This window comes from Ruminococcus sp. (assembly GCF_016283395.1).
The window spans coordinates 1-21,987 of record NZ_JAEEMU010000032.1; the positions used below are offsets into that span (position 1 = coordinate 1).

18 protein-coding genes are annotated in these 21,987 nt (G+C 43.3%); 6 read left to right on the forward strand and 12 right to left on the reverse strand.

Annotated elements, in window-relative coordinates:
- Positions 1–1,925: dockerin type I repeat-containing protein (locus tag QZZ41_RS00590; RefSeq protein WP_295066716.1), on the forward strand; the 1,925-nt coding region annotated here is incomplete at its 5' end.
- Positions 1,926–2,050: 125 nt separating this feature from the next.
- Here the strand turns inward: QZZ41_RS00590 and QZZ41_RS00595 are convergent.
- From QZZ41_RS00595 to QZZ41_RS00610, 4 genes are all read right to left on the reverse strand, one after another.
- The gene (locus tag QZZ41_RS00595) at positions 2,051–2,401 is read right to left on the reverse strand and encodes a thioredoxin family protein (protein ID WP_295066719.1); all 351 of its coding nucleotides are present in this window, start codon (positions 2,399–2,401) and stop codon (positions 2,051–2,053) included.
- Positions 2,402–2,413: 12 nt separating this feature from the next.
- Positions 2,414–3,376, reverse strand: coding sequence for a permease (locus tag QZZ41_RS00600; protein ID WP_295067380.1), 963 nt, complete (start codon positions 3,374–3,376; stop codon positions 2,414–2,416).
- Between the two features lie 35 nt (positions 3,377–3,411).
- Complete coding sequence (locus QZZ41_RS00605; RefSeq protein WP_295066721.1) at positions 3,412–3,855, reverse strand: C-GCAxxG-C-C family protein; 444 nt, start codon at positions 3,853–3,855, stop codon at positions 3,412–3,414.
- A 74-nt stretch (positions 3,856–3,929) separates the two neighbouring features.
- Positions 3,930–4,238 (reverse strand): helix-turn-helix transcriptional regulator, encoded by a 309-nt coding sequence (locus QZZ41_RS00610; protein WP_028517493.1) that lies wholly within the window; start codon positions 4,236–4,238, stop codon positions 3,930–3,932.
- Between the two features lie 456 nt (positions 4,239–4,694).
- Here QZZ41_RS00610 and QZZ41_RS00615 point away from each other — a divergent pair, with 456 nt between their 5' ends.
- Positions 4,695–4,829 (forward strand): hypothetical protein, encoded by a 135-nt coding sequence (locus tag QZZ41_RS00615; protein ID WP_295066724.1) that lies wholly within the window; start codon positions 4,695–4,697, stop codon positions 4,827–4,829.
- 153 nt (positions 4,830–4,982) lie between these two features.
- Here QZZ41_RS00615 and QZZ41_RS00620 read toward each other — a convergent pair whose 3' ends face one another.
- The 8 genes from QZZ41_RS00620 to QZZ41_RS00655 form a co-directional block, all read right to left on the reverse strand.
- A complete protein-coding gene (locus tag QZZ41_RS00620; RefSeq protein ID WP_295066726.1) occupies positions 4,983–6,275 on the reverse strand; it encodes an EAL domain-containing protein in 1,293 nt (430 codons plus the stop codon).
- Between the two features lie 311 nt (positions 6,276–6,586).
- Entirely contained in the window at positions 6,587–8,620 is a 2,034-nt protein-coding gene (metG, locus tag QZZ41_RS00625; RefSeq protein WP_295067383.1) for a methionine--tRNA ligase, read from the reverse strand.
- A gap of 178 nt (positions 8,621–8,798) precedes the next feature.
- Positions 8,799–10,520, reverse strand: a complete 1,722-nt coding sequence (locus QZZ41_RS00630) for a DNA mismatch repair protein (RefSeq protein WP_295066728.1) — start codon at positions 10,518–10,520, stop codon at positions 8,799–8,801.
- A gap of 498 nt (positions 10,521–11,018) precedes the next feature.
- Positions 11,019–12,731: a [Fe-Fe] hydrogenase large subunit C-terminal domain-containing protein gene (locus tag QZZ41_RS00635; RefSeq protein ID WP_295066730.1), complete on the reverse strand. Its 1,713-nt coding sequence runs from the start codon at positions 12,729–12,731 to the stop codon at positions 11,019–11,021.
- A gap of 36 nt (positions 12,732–12,767) precedes the next feature.
- The gene (locus QZZ41_RS00640) at positions 12,768–13,859 is read right to left on the reverse strand and encodes a plectin (RefSeq protein WP_295066732.1); all 1,092 of its coding nucleotides are present in this window, start codon (positions 13,857–13,859) and stop codon (positions 12,768–12,770) included.
- 198 nt (positions 13,860–14,057) lie between these two features.
- Entirely contained in the window at positions 14,058–14,615 is a 558-nt protein-coding gene (locus tag QZZ41_RS00645) for a hypothetical protein (protein ID WP_295066734.1), read from the reverse strand.
- 182 nt (positions 14,616–14,797) lie between these two features.
- Positions 14,798–16,003, reverse strand: a complete 1,206-nt coding sequence (locus QZZ41_RS00650; RefSeq protein WP_295066737.1) for a GGDEF domain-containing protein — start codon at positions 16,001–16,003, stop codon at positions 14,798–14,800.
- A gap of 15 nt (positions 16,004–16,018) precedes the next feature.
- Positions 16,019–17,146: a substrate-binding domain-containing protein gene (locus QZZ41_RS00655; protein WP_295066739.1), complete on the reverse strand. Its 1,128-nt coding sequence runs from the start codon at positions 17,144–17,146 to the stop codon at positions 16,019–16,021.
- Positions 17,147–17,660: 514 nt separating this feature from the next.
- On the opposite strand from QZZ41_RS00655, the gene QZZ41_RS00660 reads away from it, so the two are divergent.
- Genes QZZ41_RS00660 through QZZ41_RS00675 form a run of 4 tightly spaced genes read left to right on the forward strand, consistent with a single transcriptional unit; the run spans position 17,661 to position 21,935 of the window.
- The gene (locus QZZ41_RS00660; protein WP_295066742.1) at positions 17,661–18,704 is read left to right on the forward strand and encodes a leucine-rich repeat domain-containing protein; all 1,044 of its coding nucleotides are present in this window, start codon (positions 17,661–17,663) and stop codon (positions 18,702–18,704) included.
- Between the two features lie 20 nt (positions 18,705–18,724).
- A complete protein-coding gene (locus QZZ41_RS00665) occupies positions 18,725–20,068 on the forward strand; it encodes a protein kinase (protein ID WP_074715092.1) in 1,344 nt (447 codons plus the stop codon).
- A 44-nt stretch (positions 20,069–20,112) separates the two neighbouring features.
- Positions 20,113–20,994, forward strand: a complete 882-nt coding sequence (locus QZZ41_RS00670; protein ID WP_295066746.1) for a VWA domain-containing protein — start codon at positions 20,113–20,115, stop codon at positions 20,992–20,994.
- 35 nt (positions 20,995–21,029) lie between these two features.
- On the forward strand, positions 21,030–21,935 hold the full coding sequence (locus tag QZZ41_RS00675) for a PP2C family serine/threonine-protein phosphatase (RefSeq protein WP_295066748.1): 906 nt from the start codon (positions 21,030–21,032) through the stop codon (positions 21,933–21,935).
- Positions 21,936–21,987 lie beyond the last annotated feature (52 nt).

The following is a 21,987-nucleotide window of genomic DNA, read 5'->3' on the forward strand; positions in this document are numbered from 1 at the left end:
GATATATGGCGGGGACAAAGGAGTATAATGATTTCCTGTATGCATATGTATATGATGAGGACGGTAAACGCTTTACATCTAAGTCACTGGGCTGGGGCGTATATGATATGTATCTTCCTGACGGCAAATACAAGATAAAAGTAGTTCCAAGTGACAGCGATTATGAGGTGATAACCGAGGATTTAGATATCGCAAAGACCGCTATGGATATGGAGTTCATAAAAGATTACCTGGTATTTCCCGATAAGGACGGTTTTATGGATATTGAGGTAGTAGGCGGAAAGCTTACGAAGGAAATCACATACTTCATACGTATGAAGCCTGAGGTTGCTGAATATATCAAGGACGGCTGTAAGGCGAATGTTTCTATAGTTGATATGTATACCAACGAGCCTGTAGAAGGCGTAAATGTAAGGTTCATAACAGATATCTATTCCTCGAAGGGTGAGGTGATCGAAGAGTGGAATACAACAGATGAGCCAATAAAGAATATTAAGAATCTCGGAAAACTCCAGTGGTATGCAGTTGAGATAGTGGATATGCCTGAGGGATATCATATTGATAAGAGAACTTCATTCAATTTTTCAAGGCTTGGTGATACAAAAAATCTTGTCATCAAGGCAGTTCCAATCGAAGAGGATAAGAAGCCCAATATAAACATAACTGTTTATGACTGGACAGATCTTGTAGTAGATCCCGCAGACGGAACCTATGAGGGCTATAGGGTAATGGATCAGGACGAGTATACTTTGAGCGTATATTCTGATGAATATGGTAGCTTTGATGCTACAGAGAGAGACATCCACTTACCTGACGGAAAATATACTTATCAGGTATTTTTCGGCAAAAATCATTATATGGAAGTTGATGCACAAGGTTATAAGGCAAGAGCGGTACGAAAGATATTCGGAAAAGATTTCGTTTTTCCTGAAGAAGATGAACCTTTATCATTTGAGATAAAGGACGGCGTTACCGTAGGTCAGCCTTGTGTATTCGTTGAAATCTGGGGAAAGACAAAAACTAACTGTACACTTGATCTTAAGGTAGTTGACGGTGTAACAGGAAAGCCTTTTGATGGCGCAGAGTTTAAAGTAGTTCGCATTACAGAGGAGAATGAGGAAAAGGCTGAGGAGCTTGGCATTGAAGCTACCTACGGCGGCTTGATACCTGGTGGAGACGCACATGGTGAGATACCCGAAAGCGGAACAGTTACCGTTAAAGGGCTTGAACCGTATGTAAAGTATGCTGTTATCGCCAATTCAAACAATATGTCTATTATAAATCCTGCTCCTGTATTCATAACATTTGACAAGGACGGCGATAAAAAGGAAGTTACTATGAAGCTTTACCATGTTAGTGAAACAGAGGGCTGTTTTGTGAAGATATCCGTGCTTGACGCAGAAACAGGAAAAACTCCGTATACCGAATTCAAGATAATGCGTATCCCCGAGGAGTATGCGGCAAATGCCGAAGCACTTGATATATCCGAAATAGAAAATATAGGAGTTAAGTGCCTCGAAGGAGAAACAACTGCTGAGGCAGGTACTATTGAGGTAAATCTTGAACCAAATGCAACATATGCAGTGATGCTTGCTGATTTTGCAGAGATATATAACGGTGCAAGCCCCGTTATCGTGCGCTTTGATGATAGCGTTTTACAGCAAAAGGAAGTAAATATCACACTCACCCCTTTCTACTATATGAAGGGCGATGCGAACTGTGACGGTCAGGTGGATATGTCTGATGTGGTTCTTATCATGCAGGCACTTGCAAATCCTGATAAGTACGGTGAAAACGGTACAGCAGAGCTTCACATTACCGAATATGGCAAGAAAAACGGAGATACAGACGGCGACGGACTTACAGTCGGCGACGCACAGCGCATACAGCTTTATCTCTTGAACAAGGTAGACTCATTGAGTTAATAACAGAAAAAGCTCCGACTATATTGCAATATAGTCGGAGCTTTTATTTTGAATTGATCTGTGTTATAATCAACATTTCAAATATTAGAACAACAGCTCCCTCACGGGAGCTGCCTTAAGTCTTGTCATTTACCTATAAGCTTCAATATCTCAGCTGGCTTCAGAGTTTTACCAGCGGAAACGAGTTTCTCATTGACAACGAGTGCAGGCATTGCCATTGCGCCGTACTCCATGATCTTCTGCAAGTCGGTGACATACTCTACCTCGATGCCCATACCCTTGACAGCCTCAACAGTGTTGTCATAAAGCTGATGACAGGCTTTGCAGCCCGAACCGAGTACCTTGATACAGCAGATACCGTCAACAGATTCGCCGCAGCAAGTCGAAGCTGTTTCGCTTGCAGTCTGCACTCCGCCGCAACAGCAGCAGGGAGTTTCCTCGTTCTTTTCTTCCTTTTTCTTACTGAATAACGCCATGATAGTTTCCTCCTAAATAATGTAATTCTGAATGAGATTAAAGAAGTATCCCACAAGGATAATTCCGACCGTACAGATAGCTATGAAAATACCGAGAAGCTTCGGCTTTATTGCCTTTTTCAGCATTAGCATGGACGGGAGTGACAGGGTGATAACTCCCATCATAAATGCGAGGACTACGCCCAGCTTTGCACCCTTTGCCACCAGCGCTTCTGCAATAGGGATACAGCCGAATATGTCTGCATACATGGGTATACCGCATATCGCAGCGATTATAACGCCGAAGGGATTTCCCGTTCCGAGAACCTTGACTACCCATTCCTGTGGTATCCAGTTGTGGATAACTGCACCGATACCTACGCCGACTATGACGTATGGCAAGACCTTTTTTGCCGTTCCGAGCACCTGCTCCCATGCGTATTTCATTCTATCGCGCTTCGTCAGTTCATTCTGTGGTCTGTCAATACTCTTGCCGTTACGTATAAACTCCTCAACCTGATCTTCAAGGTGCAGCTTTTCGATTAGCGTACCGCCTGCAACTGCGATAACGAGTCCCACTATCACATAGATAACAGCAACCTTCCAGCCGAATATGCTCATCAACAAGACAAGGGAGCCCAAGTCCACCATTGGCGATGAAATAAGAAATGAAAACGTCACTCCCAGCGGAAGTCCTGCGCTTGTGAAGCCCATGAACAGCGGTATGGACGAGCAAGAACAGAAAGGCGTGACCGTGCCAAGCAATGCTGCTATGCAGTTAGCACCGATACCGTGAAATCTGCCGAGTATCTTTTTCGTCCTCTCAGGCGGAAAATAGCTCTGTATAAAGGTTATCACAAATATCAGGAAGCCCAGAAGCACCATGATCTTTATCGTATCATAGATGAAGAATTGCAGGCTGCCGCCAAGCTTGCTTTCGGTGTCGAGACCACAAGCGTTCAGCAGCGAACCGATAAGCCTGTTCAGCCATTTCATGCCGAATATCTCGTCCTGTATGAAGTCCCACACGTTTATTCATCACCTCTCAGCATTTCTGTCAGAATTTCCGCTGCCGTTCTTACCATTTCGGGACACAGCGTTCTGAACAGACCGTTTGACCGTGCATAGTTGCTGCCTTCCTCAGTTCTGAGGTCGCAGCCGAGAATGTCACGACAGACATATGAGCCTTTGCGCTTCTCGAACTCGTCAAGAAACTTAACTGCCATAGATCCGCTTTTGGCACGACTTTCATTGTCGCTAAGGTCGAACTGACCGTACTTCATACCAAGAACCATAAGAGCTCCAGTACAAGCACCGCAGACCTCGCCCTTGCCCATTCCTCCGCCGAAGCAGGCACCGATTTGAAGAGCCTGTTTTTCGGTAATGCCGAACTGCTCCGCAAACGCCGCGAATACCGCCTGCGAACACTTATAGCCATTCTCATAATACTGAACTGCTTTTGAAACATTATCCATTTTCTTTTCCTCCGATAGTTATATTTAGATATATCGATTTGTAGTTGCTGTTTAAAGCCGTATGGTCATACGGCTTATTTATTACAGCATTTACACTCGCTTTCGTTTACTGCCGTGATCTCTTTCAGGCAGTCCATAGCGACTTTTGCTCCCTCTGCTGAAATAGAGTAGTGCATCCACTTCCCCTCTTTTCTGCCGACCACAAGTCCGCTGTCGCAGAGTACCTTCATATGGTGAGAGAGTGTCGGTTGACTCAAATGAAGCTCCTCAAGGAGATGACAGGCGCATAGTTCGCCGTTTTGCAGAATTCTGAATATCTGCACTCTGTTTTCATCACACAGGGCTTTGAATATTACCGTGATCTGCTTGTTTGATAGCTCCACGTTCTCACCTCACATTGAAACTTTTCTATATTATATCATACGCATAGAAAAATGTCAATATGTTTTACGATTTTTCACTGAGTAATGTCTGTTTTCTTTCGCAAGTATTAATAATAACGGAAAGGTATACTGCGTTTTCTTGTTCTTTATTTGTTCATTATTATCTCAAAAAAGCATGAAATAACACGATAATTCAAAACGCAAATAATTACCTTAAATGACGATATATCTACGTTTTTTGAATGTTTTTAAAAAGCTCAAAAACTCACTGGGTATGTTCAATTCCCGTACGGGTCACTTCCACAAAGGCTCCTAAATGACGATATATCGTTGTTTGGGAGTTCTTTTTTACCCTGATACGGCTTCTGTCCTTTATTTGTCCTTTATAAGTTCTTAAACTGTCCTTTGCCAGTATCGGGCTTTTTGAAGTCAAGCACTGAAGGACTGAAAATAAAATTGGACAAGATAGAATGCAGGAGCTATCTCCGCAAAATAGCCGCTATAAGCTATGAAGATACGCAGAGTTATCAGATAACAAAGATGTTCATCAATGACCGCAGGCAGATATTGCGGCATTTATTTGAAGAATAAAGTATCGGGAAGGGCTTGCGGAGCTGTTCACGTTTTTATGTGATCTCTGTTTACAACTGCCGCATAGTTTGGACAGGTCATTCCAATAAAAACAACCAGGCTCTCAGATGACAAAATATAGTCATCTGAGAGCCGTTTCACGTAACATAGATATTAATTATTCGCGTTAATATGTCTTATTATTACTGCCATTATCTCATCAACATTAACATCTGTGATATTCTTTATATCAGCCTCAATGGCATCTATCGTCTCCTGTTCGTCAGGCAGATTATCGCAGAACGTTATGGCAAGAACATCGTCGGAATAGTTACTCTTTACGAAATAGTCAACTGTCTCTACTCGTCTGTATATGCCGTCATCACCAAGCTGACGTGTTACGAGCCTGAGCATCTGTACCCCGTTTTTATAGTCCCTGATGAGCTTTTCGCGTTCAAAGGTAGCTGCGAATATCTCTTTGTCATCGGGATGCATAGTACTTGTGCCGTGAACTATCAGTTCATCGAACACACCTGCGGACGGGCATGAGGTAGTTGTAAAATTATCATACGCCATCATATAGAAAGAGTTCCTCGTCAGATTTGTAAATATAACAAGAGGGTACTTCCGGAAAATAGCATTGATAAGGAGACTCATCGTGCCTGCTGCACTCTGGGATTGCAGTATATCAGTTGCTTCCTCCACGACCTTGTGTTCAAAGCAGAGCTTCAGATATTCCTCTTCGGACATAGGACGGGCATACAGATAACCCTGTATCCTGTTGCAGTCACAGCTTCGCAGGAAGCCGAGCTGCTCATTTGTCTCAACACCTTCTGCCACAGTCTTTATATTAAGTCTGTGTGCGAATGTGAATATACTCTCAAGCACTATACGTTCTTTCTCGTCCTCGCAGTTATGGCTCAGGAGAGAACGGTCTATTTTAAGTACATCAGCAGGAACGTCCTTAACGAATTGAAGTGAAGAAAGTCCGCTGCCGAAATCGTCAATAGCCACTTTAAAGCCTGCATTTCTTATGGAAATGATCCATTCAAGTATCTTTTCCTCATTGCCTATCATGGCAGACTCGGTTATTTCCACTTCCAACAGAGAATGTGGAAGGTCATGCCTGTCAACAAGGGCAGAGAGCTTTTCCGCGAAGTTCTCCTCCTGGATATGTCTGCGTGAAAAGTTTACAGATATGGGAAATCTCGGTGTATTCTCCTGTTTTACAAGAGTTTTGCAGACGAGCTCTGTAACGTACCAGTCTATTTCCATAATGAGGTCTGACTCCTCAGCAACGGGGATAAAGAAAAACGGCGAAATAACGTTACCGTCGGGCTTTATCCATCGAACAAGAGCTTCCGCGCTTTTCATCTGTCCGTTTATCGTATCATACTTAGGCTGATAATACGTAGTCAGCTCATTGTTTTTCAATGCATTTCTTATATCTTCAACTGAGTATTTCATCGAAGCTCCACCCTTCCATATTGACTTTATCATATCCCTTATATTTTTCATAAAACTATATCTATGTAATTATTGTATCATATTTTACCTGCTATTGCAATGTATATTCTGCAAATTTTAGCAATAACTCAAAAAAATCCACTCGGAACGCTATTTCCGCATAGAACTATTGTGCTGATACAAAATGGCGGATAATATCCGCCACTACAATGGGACGTCGAGTACGCCGTCCCCTACAAATATAAATCATGATTTGTGTTAGAATAAACAAGCCCCGAGGCTGTACCTCGGGGCTGAACTTTTATATGAGTTTATCTTACCTTTGAACCAACAGGGATACTGTCGTCAACGAAGATGACCTTTACACCGTCAGGAGTATCAGCTGCGCAGATCATGCCGTTGCTGTCAACACCTCTGAGCTTTACAGGTTTGAGGTTAGCAATGAGCTGGAGCTTCTTGCCGATAAGGTCCTCGGGGGTATAGTACTGAGCGATACCCGATACTACCTGTCTGCCGCCCATGCCGTCATCAAGCTGTAAGCACAGGAGCTTGTCCGACTTCTTGACCTTTTCACAAGCCACTACCTTAGCTACTCTTATCTCTACCTTAGCGAAATCATCTATAGTGATCTCGGGTTTGAGCTCTATCTTCTCAGGCTCGGAAGCTTCTCCGCCTTTCTCAGCAGCGGAAAGCTTAGCCTTTGCAGCTTCCATATTTTTTATAAGGATAGAGTTGAGCTCTTCAATTTCCTTGTCAACGTCTATTCTCGGGAAGAGTATCTCGCCCTTGTGAACAGTTACGTTCTCAGGAAGTACGCCGAACTTATCAAGCTTGTCATACTCAACATCAGCAGCTGATGCGCCTATCTGCTCCCATACCTTTGGCATAACTGTAGGCATGAAAGGTGCAAGGAGTGCAGAAGTGATACGGATAGCTTCAAGGAGATTGTAAAGAACTGCTGCAAGACGAGCTTTCTTTGCCTCGTCCTTGCCAAGCTTCCACGGCTCAGTCTCGTCTATATACTTATTAGCGCGTGAAACTACCTCAAAGACAGCTTCGAGTGCCTGCTTTATCTTAGTTTCGTCAACAAAACCGTCAACAACGGAACGAAGTCCCGTTACGGCAGCCTTGAAATCATCGTCTATAGCTTCAGCCTCACGCTCTGTTGGGAGTGTGCCGCCGAAGTACTTGTCAGCCATAGCAACGGTACGTGAAACGAGGTTTCCGAAGCCGTTTGCAAGGTCAGAGTTTATACGGTTTATCATTATCTCGTTGGAGAAAAGGCTGTCTGCACCGAGAGCCATTTCGCGGAGAATGTGGTATCTTATGGAATCCTGACCGTATCTCTCACCGAGTACGAACGGATCTACGACGTTTCCGAGGGATTTGGACATTTTCTCGCTTTCACCGTTTTTGCCTGCCATTGTTATCCAGCCGTGTACAGCAAGGTGCTTTGGAAGGGGCAGGTCAAGTGCCATGAGCATTGCAGGCCAGATGATAGCGTGGAAACGCATGATATCCTTTGCTACCATGTGAACATCAGCAGGCCAGTACTTCTCATAGTCGCTGTGTGCTGAGTTCTCATAGCCAAGAGCAGTGATATAGTTTGAAAGCGCGTCTATCCATACGTATACAACGTGCTTCTCGTCAAAGCTTACGGGTACGCCCCATGTGAATGAAGTTCTTGATACGCAGAGGTCCTCAAGACCGGGCTTGATGAAGTTGTTTACAAGCTCTACAGCTCTTGTCTTTGGGCGGAGATAATCAGTCTCAAGGAGAAGCTTCTCTATACGCTCTGCAAATGGAGACATCTTGAAGAAGTATGCCTCCTCCTTTGCGAACTTAACTGGTCTGTGACATTCGGGACAGCAGCCGTGCTCGTCAAGCTGTGACTCTGTCCAGAAGCTCTCGCAAGGTGTACAGTACTTGCCTGAGTATTCGCCCTTGTAGATATAGCCCTTGTCGTAGAGAGCCTTGAATATCTTCTGTACGGCTTCAACGTGATAATCATCGGTTGTACGGATATATCTGTCGTAGGAAATATTCATATATTTCCAGAGATTCTTGAATTTATCAACTATAACGTCAACGTACTCCTTTGGAGTTACGCCTTGTTCAGCAGCCTTCTGCTCTATTTTAAGACCGTGCTCGTCAGTACCTGTGAGGAACATTACGTCATAGCCCTGCATTCGCTTGTAACGGGCAATAGAATCGCAGGCAACTGTTGTATAGCAGTGACCTATATGAGGATCGCCCGAGGGATAGTAAATCGGTGTCGTGATGTAAAAGGGTTTCTTTGACATAAAAATCGCTCCAATCTGAGTGTATAAATTCCTTTTCCGAATGAAAGAAAAGGTACAAATCTTATTATACCACTTTTTTCGGGATTTGTCGAGTATAAATTAACATTATATAAAAAAAGCCTTTATCTGTTAGCCAAGGTGTCGCCTCCGGCGAATAATTTAAATATTGTGAGTGTCTGCGAACACATTCGGCTAAAGGCTCATGGCTAAAGGCTAAGGGCTAATTAATGAGCATATCATAGGTAACGCCGTACTTCTCGGCAATATCCTTTGCATAGGACATTCCCTCGGGAGATGCTACCTCCACCTTAAAGGAGCGTTTTCCGTTATCGCTCTTCACTATCAGAGATGAAGCCTTTACGCCTGTGCTCTCCTTGTTGAGCTCCTCTGTATCTGCGGCAAGCTTATGCATATGGGTATTGTATATGGTCCTTACCTGCTTTTTAAGAAGTGCTCTCACGGAATCCTTTGCGATATAAAAGCCCTCCTCAAAGGAAGTTGTGGAGAAAGTCTCATTGAGCAGAAGCAGGCTGTCCTTTGTACATTCGGAGTATATAGCCTTGAATCTTACGCACTCCTCGCCCAGTCTGCCCAAGTCCATAGTCTTGTCCTCATCGGCAGGGAAATGTGTATATATACAGTCCACAGGCTTATACTCAAAGGACGATGCAGGCACATAAACGCCGCCCTGTGCAAGCACATACATAAGTCCCACAGCCTGAGTAATTGTCGTCTTGCCGCCGCGGTTAGCTCCCGTAAGGATATAGATAGTATGCTCCTTATCGAATTTAAGGTCGTTATACACCAGTTCCTCAACACTCTGCAAATTAATGGCAAGCTTGAGGTTGTATAATTCCTTTGCGTCCATAGATACATCGTCGCTGTTGATGACCTGTGCTTCACAGAACCTAAAGCCCTTTTCCATGCATTTGTCTATGAACTCCGCAAACTTGATATAATACATGAATTCGGGGATTATCTGCGATATATTGACGATAGCGATATCTGCATACTTAGTGACGGTATCGCCAAGCTTCTTCACCACAGAGTCCAGCATCTTATTCATTACCTTGTCGAGGTAACTCGTTGCATTTGCCGAACCGTCGCCGTCAGGAGTCTTTGTTATCGTGGCTCTTATCCTGCCGTCCACAAATGGAGTATTTCTGACAGCCAGGTAACCGCCCACATTCTCAACGAATTTCGAGACTTTATGCTCGTTGAGCTTATCCACCTGATGATAGTGCATATCGCCGTCCCATTCATTGCCCTCCTGCACCTTGTTCTTTGACGCGATAGCATCGGCAAAATTGGTAACGATATTGGACTTTTTGAAAGGCTTGTCGTTAACGGAGATAAGTCCCATACTTACGGCTTCAAATCTGCTGTTGACGTTGACTCCGAGGGTAACGCTCTCTATTTTCAGTGACTTTATTTTAAGCTCGGCTATGTCCTTTTTCATTTCCGCAAAGCAGGCATCGCTGTAAAGCTCGTCGATATAGCTCTTGAAATTGATGAGTCCCTCGGACTTTATCTCTGCATCGGAAAGGCATTCTCTCATAGCTTCCACGCACTTGATATAGTCATCGAGCTCGTCAAGTCTGTGCATGAGGTGCCAGAAACCAAGCTTTTCGTCTGTTTCCATACGTGAACCGCTGAACTTTCTCAGAAATTCTATCCTGTCAAACAGCTCCGTCAGATTTTTTCTCAGCTCAGGCAGTCTGAGTATATCCACGAACACCTTCTGCCTGTATGCAGCCACACGGGGATCGGCAGTCATGTTCGACATTATGCTCATTATAAGGTTCTGCTCTTTCGGGTCATTGGTCAGCTCATGGCACAGGGTATCAAGTCCGAGGTCATGGCAGGCTGAGTCGGAAAGCTGCTTATATACAGTATCCTCATAGTACGGAAATAATATACTGAAATGATTATTTGACTTCATATTTCAGCTCCTTTCGTTCTTGTGTCACAAAAATCCTCTTTCAGATGGTTGCTTTTTTGTATTATATCACATCTTTGATATGTTGTCAAATTGTTGTAAGCTTATATAATATAAAAAAGCAGCCCCAAAGAGCTGCTTTTTTACATAGTTTTTTTATTGGAGCAGTATCGCAAGCCTTTACCATACCCTGTTCACCGCTCCCGCTCCAATAAGGGAAACTATTAATAAACCTATCATACTCAACATCACTCCTTTTTTATTCTTGTTTTTTGAAATGCCCGTAACTATACTTGGAAAAGCATATCCAGCGGCACTTGAAAAGAATGTTATTAGAGCGTTTGATACGAATACTGTGGTGAATGCTGGAGTCGAACCAGCAACTATGGCTGCGCTTCTATTTTACAATATATATTATATCATAAATATCAAAAATAATCAAGAGCAGCAGTAACAAAAAAGCACAGATACTCCTTTCGGAAATATCTGTGCCGTATTTTTTTACTTATGGATATCGCTTACGTCTACCTTTTCGGTCTGTCCTGTCTTGACAAGAACTTCGTTTATCTCACCAACAAGCGAGATGATATCGTTGATAGACTTATTGATAGTCTCAGAGCTTTCGTTGGTTGTGGTAACGTTGTCATCGAGAGCACCGAATGCGTCAATAGTAGTTTCAAGGATAGATATGAGCTGTGATACGCTGTCGGAATCCATTGTAGAGTTGTCATTACAGAAAGCAACAACGTTCTCAAGGAGATCCTTAACTACAGCAGCTCTCTCACTTGTAGCCGATGTAGAATCGCCTATGCTCTTCATATTATCATTGATCTTTGCAACATTATCCTTCAGCTTGTCTGAAAGTGCGAGACATTCCTCTGTGATCTCTTCGAGCTGTTCATTCTGTCTGTTCAGTGCAGAGTGTCTTGCAAGGAGGACTGACTTTGCATGAACGATACAGTTATCAGGTGTATTGAGACCTCTGTATATAGCTATTGCCATATCACGGCAGGTATTGTATCCGCAGGCATGGCAGTCATACTTACGATCCTCAGCTGTATGCATTCCCATTTTCTCGAAAATAGGATCAAGCTGCATATTGCTCGGAATAGGTGACGGCATGGAAGGCTTGTAGTTTCTGAGGAAGTCGGAAACTCTCAGCTCATCATCAAACTTCTTGAAGAGCCTGTCATCGCCACGTCCCATAATACCTGTGGACTTACGGCGTGTCTTTGCCTCGTTCTCGATACTTCTCATAGTTGCCATAGCATCGAATACAGTCTGCTTTGTACCTGATGCAGGTCCGATATTACAGCCGAATTCACATGAAAGAACATCGAATATTCTTGGGTGCTTTGACTCAGGCATTCTTCCGTACATATCGATTTCGGCGAATACCTTGTGTACACCCTCTGAATTTGTGATATTCATATCGGGATCATGGAGCCACATATTATCTCTGAGTCCGCCGGGACGAGAGTAAACAGAACCCATTTGTCCCTGTGCTTCGTCAAACTTATACTCAAAATCCTCAGATGTATCAAGGTCGATATTGATATCGTTACGGTCAAAATACTCGAAAAGCTTCTTGATAGTAACGGTATAGTCAATGAGACCTGTATCCTTAGCCTCATACTTTTCAGCAATACATGGAGAAATAACTGCGATAGGATTGTTTCTTCTCAGATACTTCTTTATGTATATGGCACTGCAAGCGATAGGGCTGTGGATAGGTGAAAGGTTCTGTAAGAGCTTTGGCTGATAAGTCTCGATATACTTTACAACAGCAGGACACTGCTGTGTGATGATATTTCCTATCTTATCCTGTTCGAGAGTTCTCATATGTGCCCATGTACAGATATCAGCACCGTATGAAACGTCAAATACTGTACAGCCCTGCTTCTTGAACCAGTCAAGAACGCCCTTCCACTTTGTAGGGAGCGCAGTCTTTAAAGCAGGAGAAGCCATGATTATGATCTTTTCCTTTACGATGTTTGCGATACACTCATCTGTATCATCTATAAAATCTCTTGCACCGTGATTGCACTTCTTTACACATTCTCCGCAGGCAATACACTTGTTTGGATTGACCATTGTTATAAAACGTCCGTCCTCAAGCTGTTTGGTCATGTTGGCTTCCGGTGCGGGACATTCTCTTACACAGGCATTACAGCCAACACATTTTTCTGGTTTTACAATGATAAGTTCACTCATAATGTATAAACTCCTTAAATAATTCAGGAAAATTCTTTATTTCTTATTTAAAGCATTTGCCTTTGCCGCAAGTGCAGCAAGATCTATTTTACCGCCTTTTTTCTCTCCGCCCTCGGGCTTCTTTTCAGCGGGCTTTTCCTGTTCTGGATCAGTATCTTTTTTCTCTTCAGTATTTTTATCAGTGTTTTCTTTTTTAGCTCCGATAGACTCTGCCATTTGTTTGAGCTTATCAAGCTCTTCCTGTTTCTTGCGCTTTTCTTCCTCGCTGTTCATATTATCACGTATCTTATCAGCAAGGCTTGCAGGCTTTTCAGGATACTCGGGATTATAGTGCTCAGGTGTTTTGAATACAGGGATACCGCCGTTTACGAGCTTTGTCTCTGTATCTCCGAGAAGCTCCTTTGCCTTAAGCAGTCTGTCGATACCTTCATTTCTCAGCTGTTCAAAAGCTTCTTCCATGAACTCGACCTGTGATTTGAGCACCTGTACATCATCGATCGCGGCAGCTCTGAGGTTATTTGAAGCTACCTCCATTTGCTCGGCTCTGTTCTTTGCCTCTGCAAGTCTCTCGGCAGCAGTCATCTCTGCCTCATATATGATATGCTCTGCTTCCAGATTTGCCTCGGAAACGATATCCTCAGCAAGCTTCTTAGCTTTATACTCCATATCAGCAGCCTTTGATCTTGCATCGCTTTCAAGCATAGATCTCGACTTCTGAGCTTCGATAAATACACTGCTAAGAGCAGTTGCCTCGTCCTGTGCCATTAAAGCAGCGCACTTTGTCTCGGCAGTTTTCAGTTTATCTTTAAGATCGTCTATCTCAGTCTGTTTGTCCTTTAATTCCTGCTCGTACTTGCGGTTCTCATCATCAGTTGCTTTAAGTTTCAGATTAAGGGTATTATTCTGGACCTGGACCTGTGTAAGCTTGGCGCGTTCCTCAGCGAGCACTGTTTCATGTGCTTTCTCCTGATCCGTACCTTTTTTATATGCCTCCAGCAGGAGCTTTGTTTCCCTGAGTTCATTTCTCAGATCATGTATCTGTGTATTGAGAAACTCAATTCTCCTGACAACGGATTCCTTATCATATCCGCCAAATGGGACAGTTTTGATAAATCTTGGTTCAGCCATAAAAAATATCCTCCTTGCTTCACCCGACCGAATGGTGATCTGCAAAGCAATGCAGAAGCAAGCGCATTTATCGAGTATTGATATATAATCATTATACACCATATTGAAAATATAGTCAATGAAAAAACTGCACAAAAAAGAGGGCGGTTTTATGTAAACCGCCCAAATAGTACATTTTTTTACTCTGCAATGCAGATATTACCAGTCATTCTCACTGTCTGCGATAAGTTTTTTTACCTCTTCGTTATTGTAAAGTCCCAGATCAAAAAGCCTGTCAGCCTGTTTCTGAGTTATTTTTCCCTGCTCTGTAAACACGAACTGTCCGTGCTGACGCTGTGTGCCGTCCCACGAGTCTATGACCTGGAGCCAGCCGTTCCTGTCGAGAGTCTTTTCGGGGAATTTTGAATCGGGATAGAATTTCTGAACTATCATCTTAGCGCACTTATTATGGTTGGTATAGCCGCAAGAATAGGTATCGCCCTCGGGAGATATCCAGCCCAGCTTGAAATCGGGATCGTTAAGAGTATACATCTCTTCAAGCTCAAGGGGAGTCTCCTTATCGGACTCGATTATCCTGTTGAAGCCGTATTCGTCGGGGCGGAAGTGATAATAGCCGCCTCTTCCGTCAAAAACTACGGGCAGCTGTTCCTCGGTGATTATATCTTCAAAGCCTGTTCCCTCAAGATCTTCGAGGGTATCTGCGTATCTGTAACAATAGCTTCCCGTAGAGGAATTATATACCGCATATTTTTTCACCTGAAACACCTGCCTTTCATTATTATTGTTAATTTTTTGCTACAGGTATATTTTAACACTTTTCCTACTCTCTGTCAAATAGAATAAAATCCAGAAAGTACGATATCTTTGTATAAATTGCACACATATACGGGTAAAAAAGCGGCTGCCACAACTGACAGCCGCTCTGCGATCCATTTAGATCAGATATTCATTACTGTGCTTATCATGTTACCGCCGTTCATCTTAGCGTTTCTCATAGCTGTATCAAGCTTTACAAGGAGTGAGTTAACGTTAAGGCAGTCACCCGGTAAGTAGTGGTAAACAGCACCTGAGCAAGGGAGCTGAACTGCGAGGTTCAGTACTTCGTACGGGCTGCTCATTACACGCTGAATATTCTGTGCGATACCCATTGCCTGGCTCTCGGAGATATTCTTGTTGAATACGAAGCAGAACTCATTACCTGTGATGTTGTAGATCTCTGCAACTTCACTGAATTCTTCCTTGAGCTTCTCAGCAACTGCTGCGAGGTACTCGTCACCGAAGTCATATCCGTAAGTATCGTTGATACTTCTGAAGTTATCCATATCGAATACAGCAATCTGGAATCTGCCTGATTCGAGTCTGTCGTTGATATCGTTATCAAGAGCATAACGGTTCTTCATACCTGTAAGAACGTTGATAACAGCAAGGTCGCTTGCCTTCTGACGTGTAGTCTTGAGCTTTGCATCGACCTCTGCGAGGCTCTTTTCACGCTCTTCGAGCTCGAGTCTTGCTTTCTTAGCCTTTCTTGCGAACAGCCATACAGCAATTTCACCGAGAATAGCAACTACGAGCATCATTGTCATAAGGATATATGACTGGATAGTGTTTTTCTTCATGATCTTTCCTGTATCAGCAGAAACGATATCAATAGTAGATGTAAGCATCTCTGAAGCTGTAACCTGCACAGGATAGATATCCTGCTTCAGGATATAGCCCATTTCCTGGTAGTTACCTGTTGTTACTGCACTTGTACCCATAGCATCAAGCTTCTGCTTATAGGAAGTTATGAGATTCTTAGCGTAGTTATATCTTCTCATAGCCTCATCTGAAAGGCCTTCTGTAGCTTCAAAAGCGTGCTCGGCATCAATGATGTTGCCGTAACGTGCATTGGTATCCTTTGTGATGGATTCCATATCAGTCTTAATACCAGCTGCAATAGCGATTGCATCGTTGTTGATCTCTGAAAGCTGACCATTTATCTTGTTGAGAGAGTTCATAACTCTCGATGTTGTCTGTGAAACATTTGAGTTGTTCCAGTAGATTCTGTCAACAAGGATAGCGTTTACAATATACATGACAGCAACAAGGATTGCAGCTGCAATATAAGCACCTGAACCTTTAAATTTTGATTTTTCTTTAGCCATTACTTCTTACCTCCATCAGAATTTATCGGGATAAAGCAAGAGCTGAATGTATTCGTCATTCATATTGCTTCCGTTAACAAAGGTAGCACCTATATCAAGGTCACAAGTAACGCTGGTTCCTTCGATAAGTCTCTTTGCGTATCTTACGCCAACATAACCCATCATATATGGATTCTGAACTACTGTACCGTCAAGGGTGCCCTTTCTGATAAAGCTAAGCTCTTCTTCATCAGAGTTGAATCCTACAACGATGATCTTGTCATCAAGTTTAAGTTCGCTTACAGCATCACAAACGCCAAGGGTTGTGTTTGTGTTTGTTGCAAACATGATGGAAATACCGTTTCCGTCTTCCTTGAGGAGATTGAAAGCTTCTTCCTTAGCCTTGTCACGCTCTGCAACACGATTGCCCTGTATAAAGCTCTTTGAGAACTTTTCAAGCTTGCTGTTGTATTCAGCCTCAGCAGCTTCTTCAGCTTCTCTCATCTTATCGGGATCTGTCTCTGTTATAGTTGGTTTCTTTATCTTCTGAGATGCATATGAAGTAAGTACGCTGATAAAACCTTCAATACGCTCTTCAGCAGTAGAAGCGGTATGACCGACGATAGCTATCTTGCCGAGTTTTTCATAATCAACCCCCTTATTCTCGAGGATCTTGGCAACATTTCTTGCTGCTACCGCACCGCCGTCAATATCGGACGATCTTATGAAAGAGTCGATCTTGCCATAATCGTTTACCTTTGAGTTGATGTTTACGATCTTGATTCCCTTTGCAACTGCTTCATCAAAAGCAGAATTCAGCTCTGTCTGGCTGTTAGGTGCAATAACGATAGCCTTTGCATCAGCTGCTATAGCCTCTTTGATAGCGGCTACCTGTGAAACGTAATCATTATCACTTGTTGCAACTGTATAAAGTATCTGAGCACCAAGCTCATTTCCGGCATCTTCTGCGCCCTTTCTTACATCATCCCAGAAACTGAGCTGCTGTTTTGTAATAACAGCTATCTTCGGAGGCGGACCACCTTGACCACCTTGACCTCCTGGACCACCTGCACTCTGAGACTTTCCGCATCCGGCTGAAATAAGCATCATAGCAGAAAGAGTGCATGAAGCAATTGCTCTGAATATGCTTTTTCTTTTGTTCATTATACTGAACCTCCTTAAATCAATTAAACCCGATACACCGCAGGATATCTGCTGATATTCCATTCACATCCTCATATCATGGAACATATGAGCTTGCGGTTTTTCCCCCAGTCAGGCTATGTCTTGATATCCATAACTCATTTTATCACATTTCTTCCGCAATTTCAACACTATTTTGTAAATTGATTATTCGCGGCATATACAAAAATATCAAAAAATTTATATGCATTTTAATCAATTTTATACATCAGGTTAATTTAGCTTAATAAATTACAGATATACTTAACCGATTTGCGTTTCATAATATTTTTTCTCGATAATACGCTCGGTAAAAGGTACTTTAATATTGCACAAAGTATAGCAGTCATTTTTGTAAAAGTTAATTCAAATTTGCCTGTTCATTTTCTTTACGCTTGACATTGATATTGAAAAGTGTTATACTAAATGTGATAACAATATAAAGTCGCATATATAATTATTGCGCTGCTATATTTATACGTCAGGAGGAGAGATCATGCAATGCGAGAAATGCAACGCACCACTTGACCCTAAGCTTACTGCCTGCCCTCAATGCGGTGCTCCTGTTCCGCAAAACATCGAGGGATTTGAAAATACTATGGAGTTTCAGCATGAGCTGCGAGCTATCGTTGTAAACGACGGTCCGCGCGCTGTAACGAACAGAGATAGATTTATCGGTCTTCTCAACGATCATATCCCCGATTATGATAAGGAGCGTCGCTTACTTATTAATATGTATCGTACAGGCATACTTAAAATGATGCTTGAGGAAAAAAATCACGAGATAGCTGTTATGAAGGCTAAGAGCTATATGCTCGGTGACCTTTTCCTTTCAGAAAATGCTTCGGAATTCGTGGTCGCTTGTTTTACATACCTTCTTTGCTGGCCCTATGAGTCACCGCTGAAGGTGCTTCCCGAAAGCGAGGACGGCGACGATAAGAAGGAAGAAGAGACCAGAAAGAGACCTGTTGATATCAACGAAATGGTATTCATGCCGCGTAACGCCCTCAGATACAGACTCAGCGGCAATATCGCCATTCCCGACGGATATACAAAGCTCGAAGCTTTCTGCTTCGATAAATTCGGATCTCTCAGAACTATCAAGCTCCCGTCAACGCTTCTTGCTATCGGCGAGTATTGCTTCTCATCATGTAAGCGACTGAGAGGTCTTGAGCTCCCCGAAGGATTAAGGATAATCAAGCAGGGTGCTTTCAGCCAGTGTACCAACCTGGTAATGGTAAAGATACCTGACGGCGTGCTCGAGATCGAGGACAGTACGTTCTCTTTCTGTACAAGCCTCGAAGTTATAGAGATACCGCCAAGTGTAAGCAGTATCGGTGCGGAAGCATTTTCAGGCTGTGACAAGCTTAGAAAGCTCTTCCTTCCCGAAAGCATAAAGTTCATCGACGCAAATGCTTTCTCATACTGCCCAAACCTTGTTATTTACTGCATAGAAAATTCATACGTTCATAAATACTGTTTAGCCACTGGAATAAGGTTCGTCCTCGTGACCTCGGCTGAAGAATATGAGCTTGACTAATTAAGAAAGGATGAGATCATATGATAGAGCTTGAAATAGGTCAGGAAGTCGAGATGGAATTCGGAGGCAAAGCCAAGGTGCTCAGTGTCATCGGAAGCGGTGGTCAGGGTATCGTTTACCTGGTACGCTTCAACGGACAGAAATGGGCTCTTAAATGGTATGACATCAATAAGATGGCAAAGCCTGCTGCATTCCGCAAGAACTTACAGAACAACATAAACGATGGTCCCCCAAGCAATAAGTTCCTCTGGCCAAAATATCTCACCAAAGAGATGGAAGACGGAACTTTCGGCTATATCATGGAGCTCAAGCCCGAGGGCTTTGACTCATTTGTTGACATCCTCAATACTTATAAGCTTGAGATAGACCCACTTACGGGAAGAGGCGCAAAGCGTCCCGTAAAATTCAACACCCTCAGTGCTATGGTGACCTGCGTTATCAATATCGTTAACGCTTTCAGACAGCTTCACCGTGCAGGTAAGAGCTATCAGGACCTTAACGACGGAGGCTTCTTCATCAATGTAAATACAGGAGCTGTCCTCGTCTGCGACTGTGATAACATCGCACCTGACGGAAGCAACTTCGGTATCGGCGGTAAGCCGGGATATATGGCTCCCGAGGTCGTAAGAGGCATCGCACAGCCAAATGTTCAGACCGATAAATATTCACTTGCTGTAGTTTTATTTAAGCTCCTCTTCAGAGGCGATCCTATGGAGGGCGAAAAGGTCGTAAGAGACGTTTGCCTTACAGAATCCTCTGAGCTTAAACACTACGGACAGAACGCAGTTTTCGTGTATGACCCCGATGACGCTTCAAACCGTCCTGTAAGAGGTATACACGACAATATAATCAAGTTCTGGAGAATTTACCCTGATTATATAAAAGACGCATTTATCCGCTCCTTCACTACAGGTATAAGCGATCCAACAAAGCGTATCATCGAGAATGAATGGCAGAAGCTGTTCATACGCCTCAGATCGGAGATCATACAGTGCGGCTGCGGAAGGACAAACTTCAGTTCGATGTTCATACATCAGAACGAAAAGACATTCAAATGCCCGAAATGCGGCATGGAATTCGTTACAATCGGATTCAGCAACCGCGATTACCGTACCCCCCTTTATCTCGGCTGTAAATTCTATGAGTGCGAGATCGTTCCCGAATCAGACGACTTCACAGCCGTTGCGGGCGAGCTCGTTGAGAATAAGCTGAAGCAAGGCGTGCTCGGTATCAAGAATTGTTCGGACAGACAGTGGAAGGCAAAAATGCCGGACGGAGTATTCTACGATATCGCTCCAGGAAAAGGTTTCCCTGTATGGCAGGGGCTTGAGATCGATTTCGGCGAAGTGAAAGCACAGATCTAACCTGCTGTTTCAAAGCAGTATTACTGAAAGGATGTATGTAAATTATGAGCAATGAACATGTTACAGAACCGGAAGTGAACAAAAACGTTTCTCCTCTGGACGATTTCGATAATGCAGAGACAGTTTCTTCTGCAGCTTCTTCAGCTCCCGTATCCGACGACAGCATTCTCGATTTTGATGACGATCCACTCAGTGCGACAAGCGTTTCCAAAAAGAGCCTCGTTATATTCTTCCTCATTGATACTTCAGGAAGTATGAAGGGCAAGAAAATGGGCGAGCTCAATACCGTTATGGAAGAGCTTATCCCTGAGATACGCAGAGTCGGCGAGGCTGATACAGATGTAAAGATCGCTGTTCTTACATTCTCTACCGAGGTAAGATGGATGTATTCAAATCCTATCCCGATAGAAGATTTTGAATGGGCAAGACTCCGTGCAAGCGGCGTTACAAGTATGGGCGCAGCTTTCAAGGAGCTCAACCACAGAATGTCAAGAAACAGCTTCCTCAATTCACCTTCTCTGTCATTCGCTCCTGTTATCTTCCTTATGACAGACGGTTATCCGTCAGATGACTATAAGGAAGGTCTGAGAGAGCTTCAGACAAACAGCTGGTACAAGTTCGGTCTTAAAGCCGCTCTCGGTATCGGTCAGGAAGCTAATGACAATATCCTTGCTGAGTTTACAGGCTCAAAGGATACAGTTGTTCACGCTTACTCAGGCGGACAGCTTGCTCAGATGATCAAGATCATCGCTGTAACCTCTTCTCAGATCGGAAGTAAGAGTATGACTCTCTCTGATGATACAAGCCATGAGCTCGGAGAAGAAGATGTATTTGCTGCTAAGCAGAAACTCCTCGGTCAGCAGATCCAGGAACTTGTTAGCACCCAGACCGATGGAGATGACGTCCCCTTCGATACAGGTTGGTAATATCATTATAATTTCGGGAGGAGGACTGAAAAAATATGTTCAACGGCTTTAACCACTCGGTCATGGGCGCAAGCCATGAAAAGACCAATCTGGTTTGTCAGGACAGCTCTGCTTTTAAAGTCGGCGATCACTACGCCATAGCTGTAGTTGCTGACGGTCACGGAAGCAAAAAGCATTTCAGGAGCCACCTCGGTTCAAAATTCGCTGTTGAAGCTACTATCGAAGCTATAGACCGCTTTTATGAGGATCGTGAGGCTCTGGAAGCAAATCTTCCGACTAATCATAAATTCATAATAAAAAATATAGAAAAGCAGATTATCTCAAACTGGAATGTGAAGGTTGAAAAGCATCTGGCTGAAAACCCCGTTACCGATGATGAGAAAAGCAACTTTACACCAGAAGAATTTGAGGCTATCCTGCCCGAGTCATATTACGGCACTACCCTCGTTGCAGGAATATCAGGAGATAATTATACCTTCGGCGTACAGATAGGCGACGGAAGTCTCGTAGCTTTATTCGAGGACGGAAGAGCTGTTATGCCTATGGAGTATAACGAATCCGCACCTGCCAACGTAACTGCTTCGGTATGTAATTCAAACGCTGCATCACTGTTCAGCAGCTTTTACGCACCGAATAAAAAACTCATCGCCCTTTACGGTTCTACCGACGGATTGTATACTTCCTTCGGCAGTGAGTATGACTTCCTTGATTATCATACCATAATCACAAGCCAGCTCGTTAACCTTGAGACCTTCAAAAACATCATAGTCAATAACCTCAGCAAAAGATCTCATTTCGGTACAGAGGACGATATTTCCCTTGCTTGTATATATAATGAGGATCTTCTGAAAGACAGGATCGACCTTATAAACAAAAGAGTCGATGAAAACAAGAAGGCTGCAGCACAAAGAAAAGCAGCTATGCTTGATAAGAAAGTCTGACATAAGCTTTAAGTAACTAACGCAGGAGCGTTTAATAATTTAAGAAAAGTGG

Bases quoted from the DNA above. Each gene is read 5' to 3' on its own strand.
- QZZ41_RS00670 (WP_295066746.1), top strand. From the start codon at position 20,113: ATGAGCAATGAACATGTTACAGAACCGGAAGTGAACAAAAACGTTTCT.
- QZZ41_RS00600 (WP_295067380.1), bottom strand. From the start codon at position 3,376: ATGAAATGGCTGAACAGGCTTATCGGTTCGCTGCTGAACGCTTGTGGT.
- QZZ41_RS00650 (WP_295066737.1), bottom strand. From the start codon at position 16,003: ATGGCTAAAGAAAAATCAAAATTTAAAGGTTCAGGTGCTTATATTGCA.
- QZZ41_RS00660 (WP_295066742.1), top strand. From the start codon at position 17,661: ATGCAATGCGAGAAATGCAACGCACCACTTGACCCTAAGCTTACTGCC.
- QZZ41_RS00620 (WP_295066726.1), bottom strand. From the start codon at position 6,275: ATGAAATACTCAGTTGAAGATATAAGAAATGCATTGAAAAACAATGAG.
- QZZ41_RS00640 (WP_295066732.1), bottom strand. From the start codon at position 13,859: ATGGCTGAACCAAGATTTATCAAAACTGTCCCATTTGGCGGATATGAT.
- QZZ41_RS00675 (WP_295066748.1), top strand. From the start codon at position 21,030: ATGTTCAACGGCTTTAACCACTCGGTCATGGGCGCAAGCCATGAAAAG.
- QZZ41_RS00665 (WP_074715092.1), top strand. From the start codon at position 18,725: ATGATAGAGCTTGAAATAGGTCAGGAAGTCGAGATGGAATTCGGAGGC.
- QZZ41_RS00595 (WP_295066719.1), bottom strand. From the start codon at position 2,401: ATGGCGTTATTCAGTAAGAAAAAGGAAGAAAAGAACGAGGAAACTCCC.
- QZZ41_RS00635 (WP_295066730.1), bottom strand. From the start codon at position 12,731: ATGAGTGAACTTATCATTGTAAAACCAGAAAAATGTGTTGGCTGTAAT.
- QZZ41_RS00655 (WP_295066739.1), bottom strand. From the start codon at position 17,146: ATGAACAAAAGAAAAAGCATATTCAGAGCAATTGCTTCATGCACTCTT.
- QZZ41_RS00605 (WP_295066721.1), bottom strand. From the start codon at position 3,855: ATGGATAATGTTTCAAAAGCAGTTCAGTATTATGAGAATGGCTATAAG.
- QZZ41_RS00630 (WP_295066728.1), bottom strand. From the start codon at position 10,520: ATGAAGTCAAATAATCATTTCAGTATATTATTTCCGTACTATGAGGAT.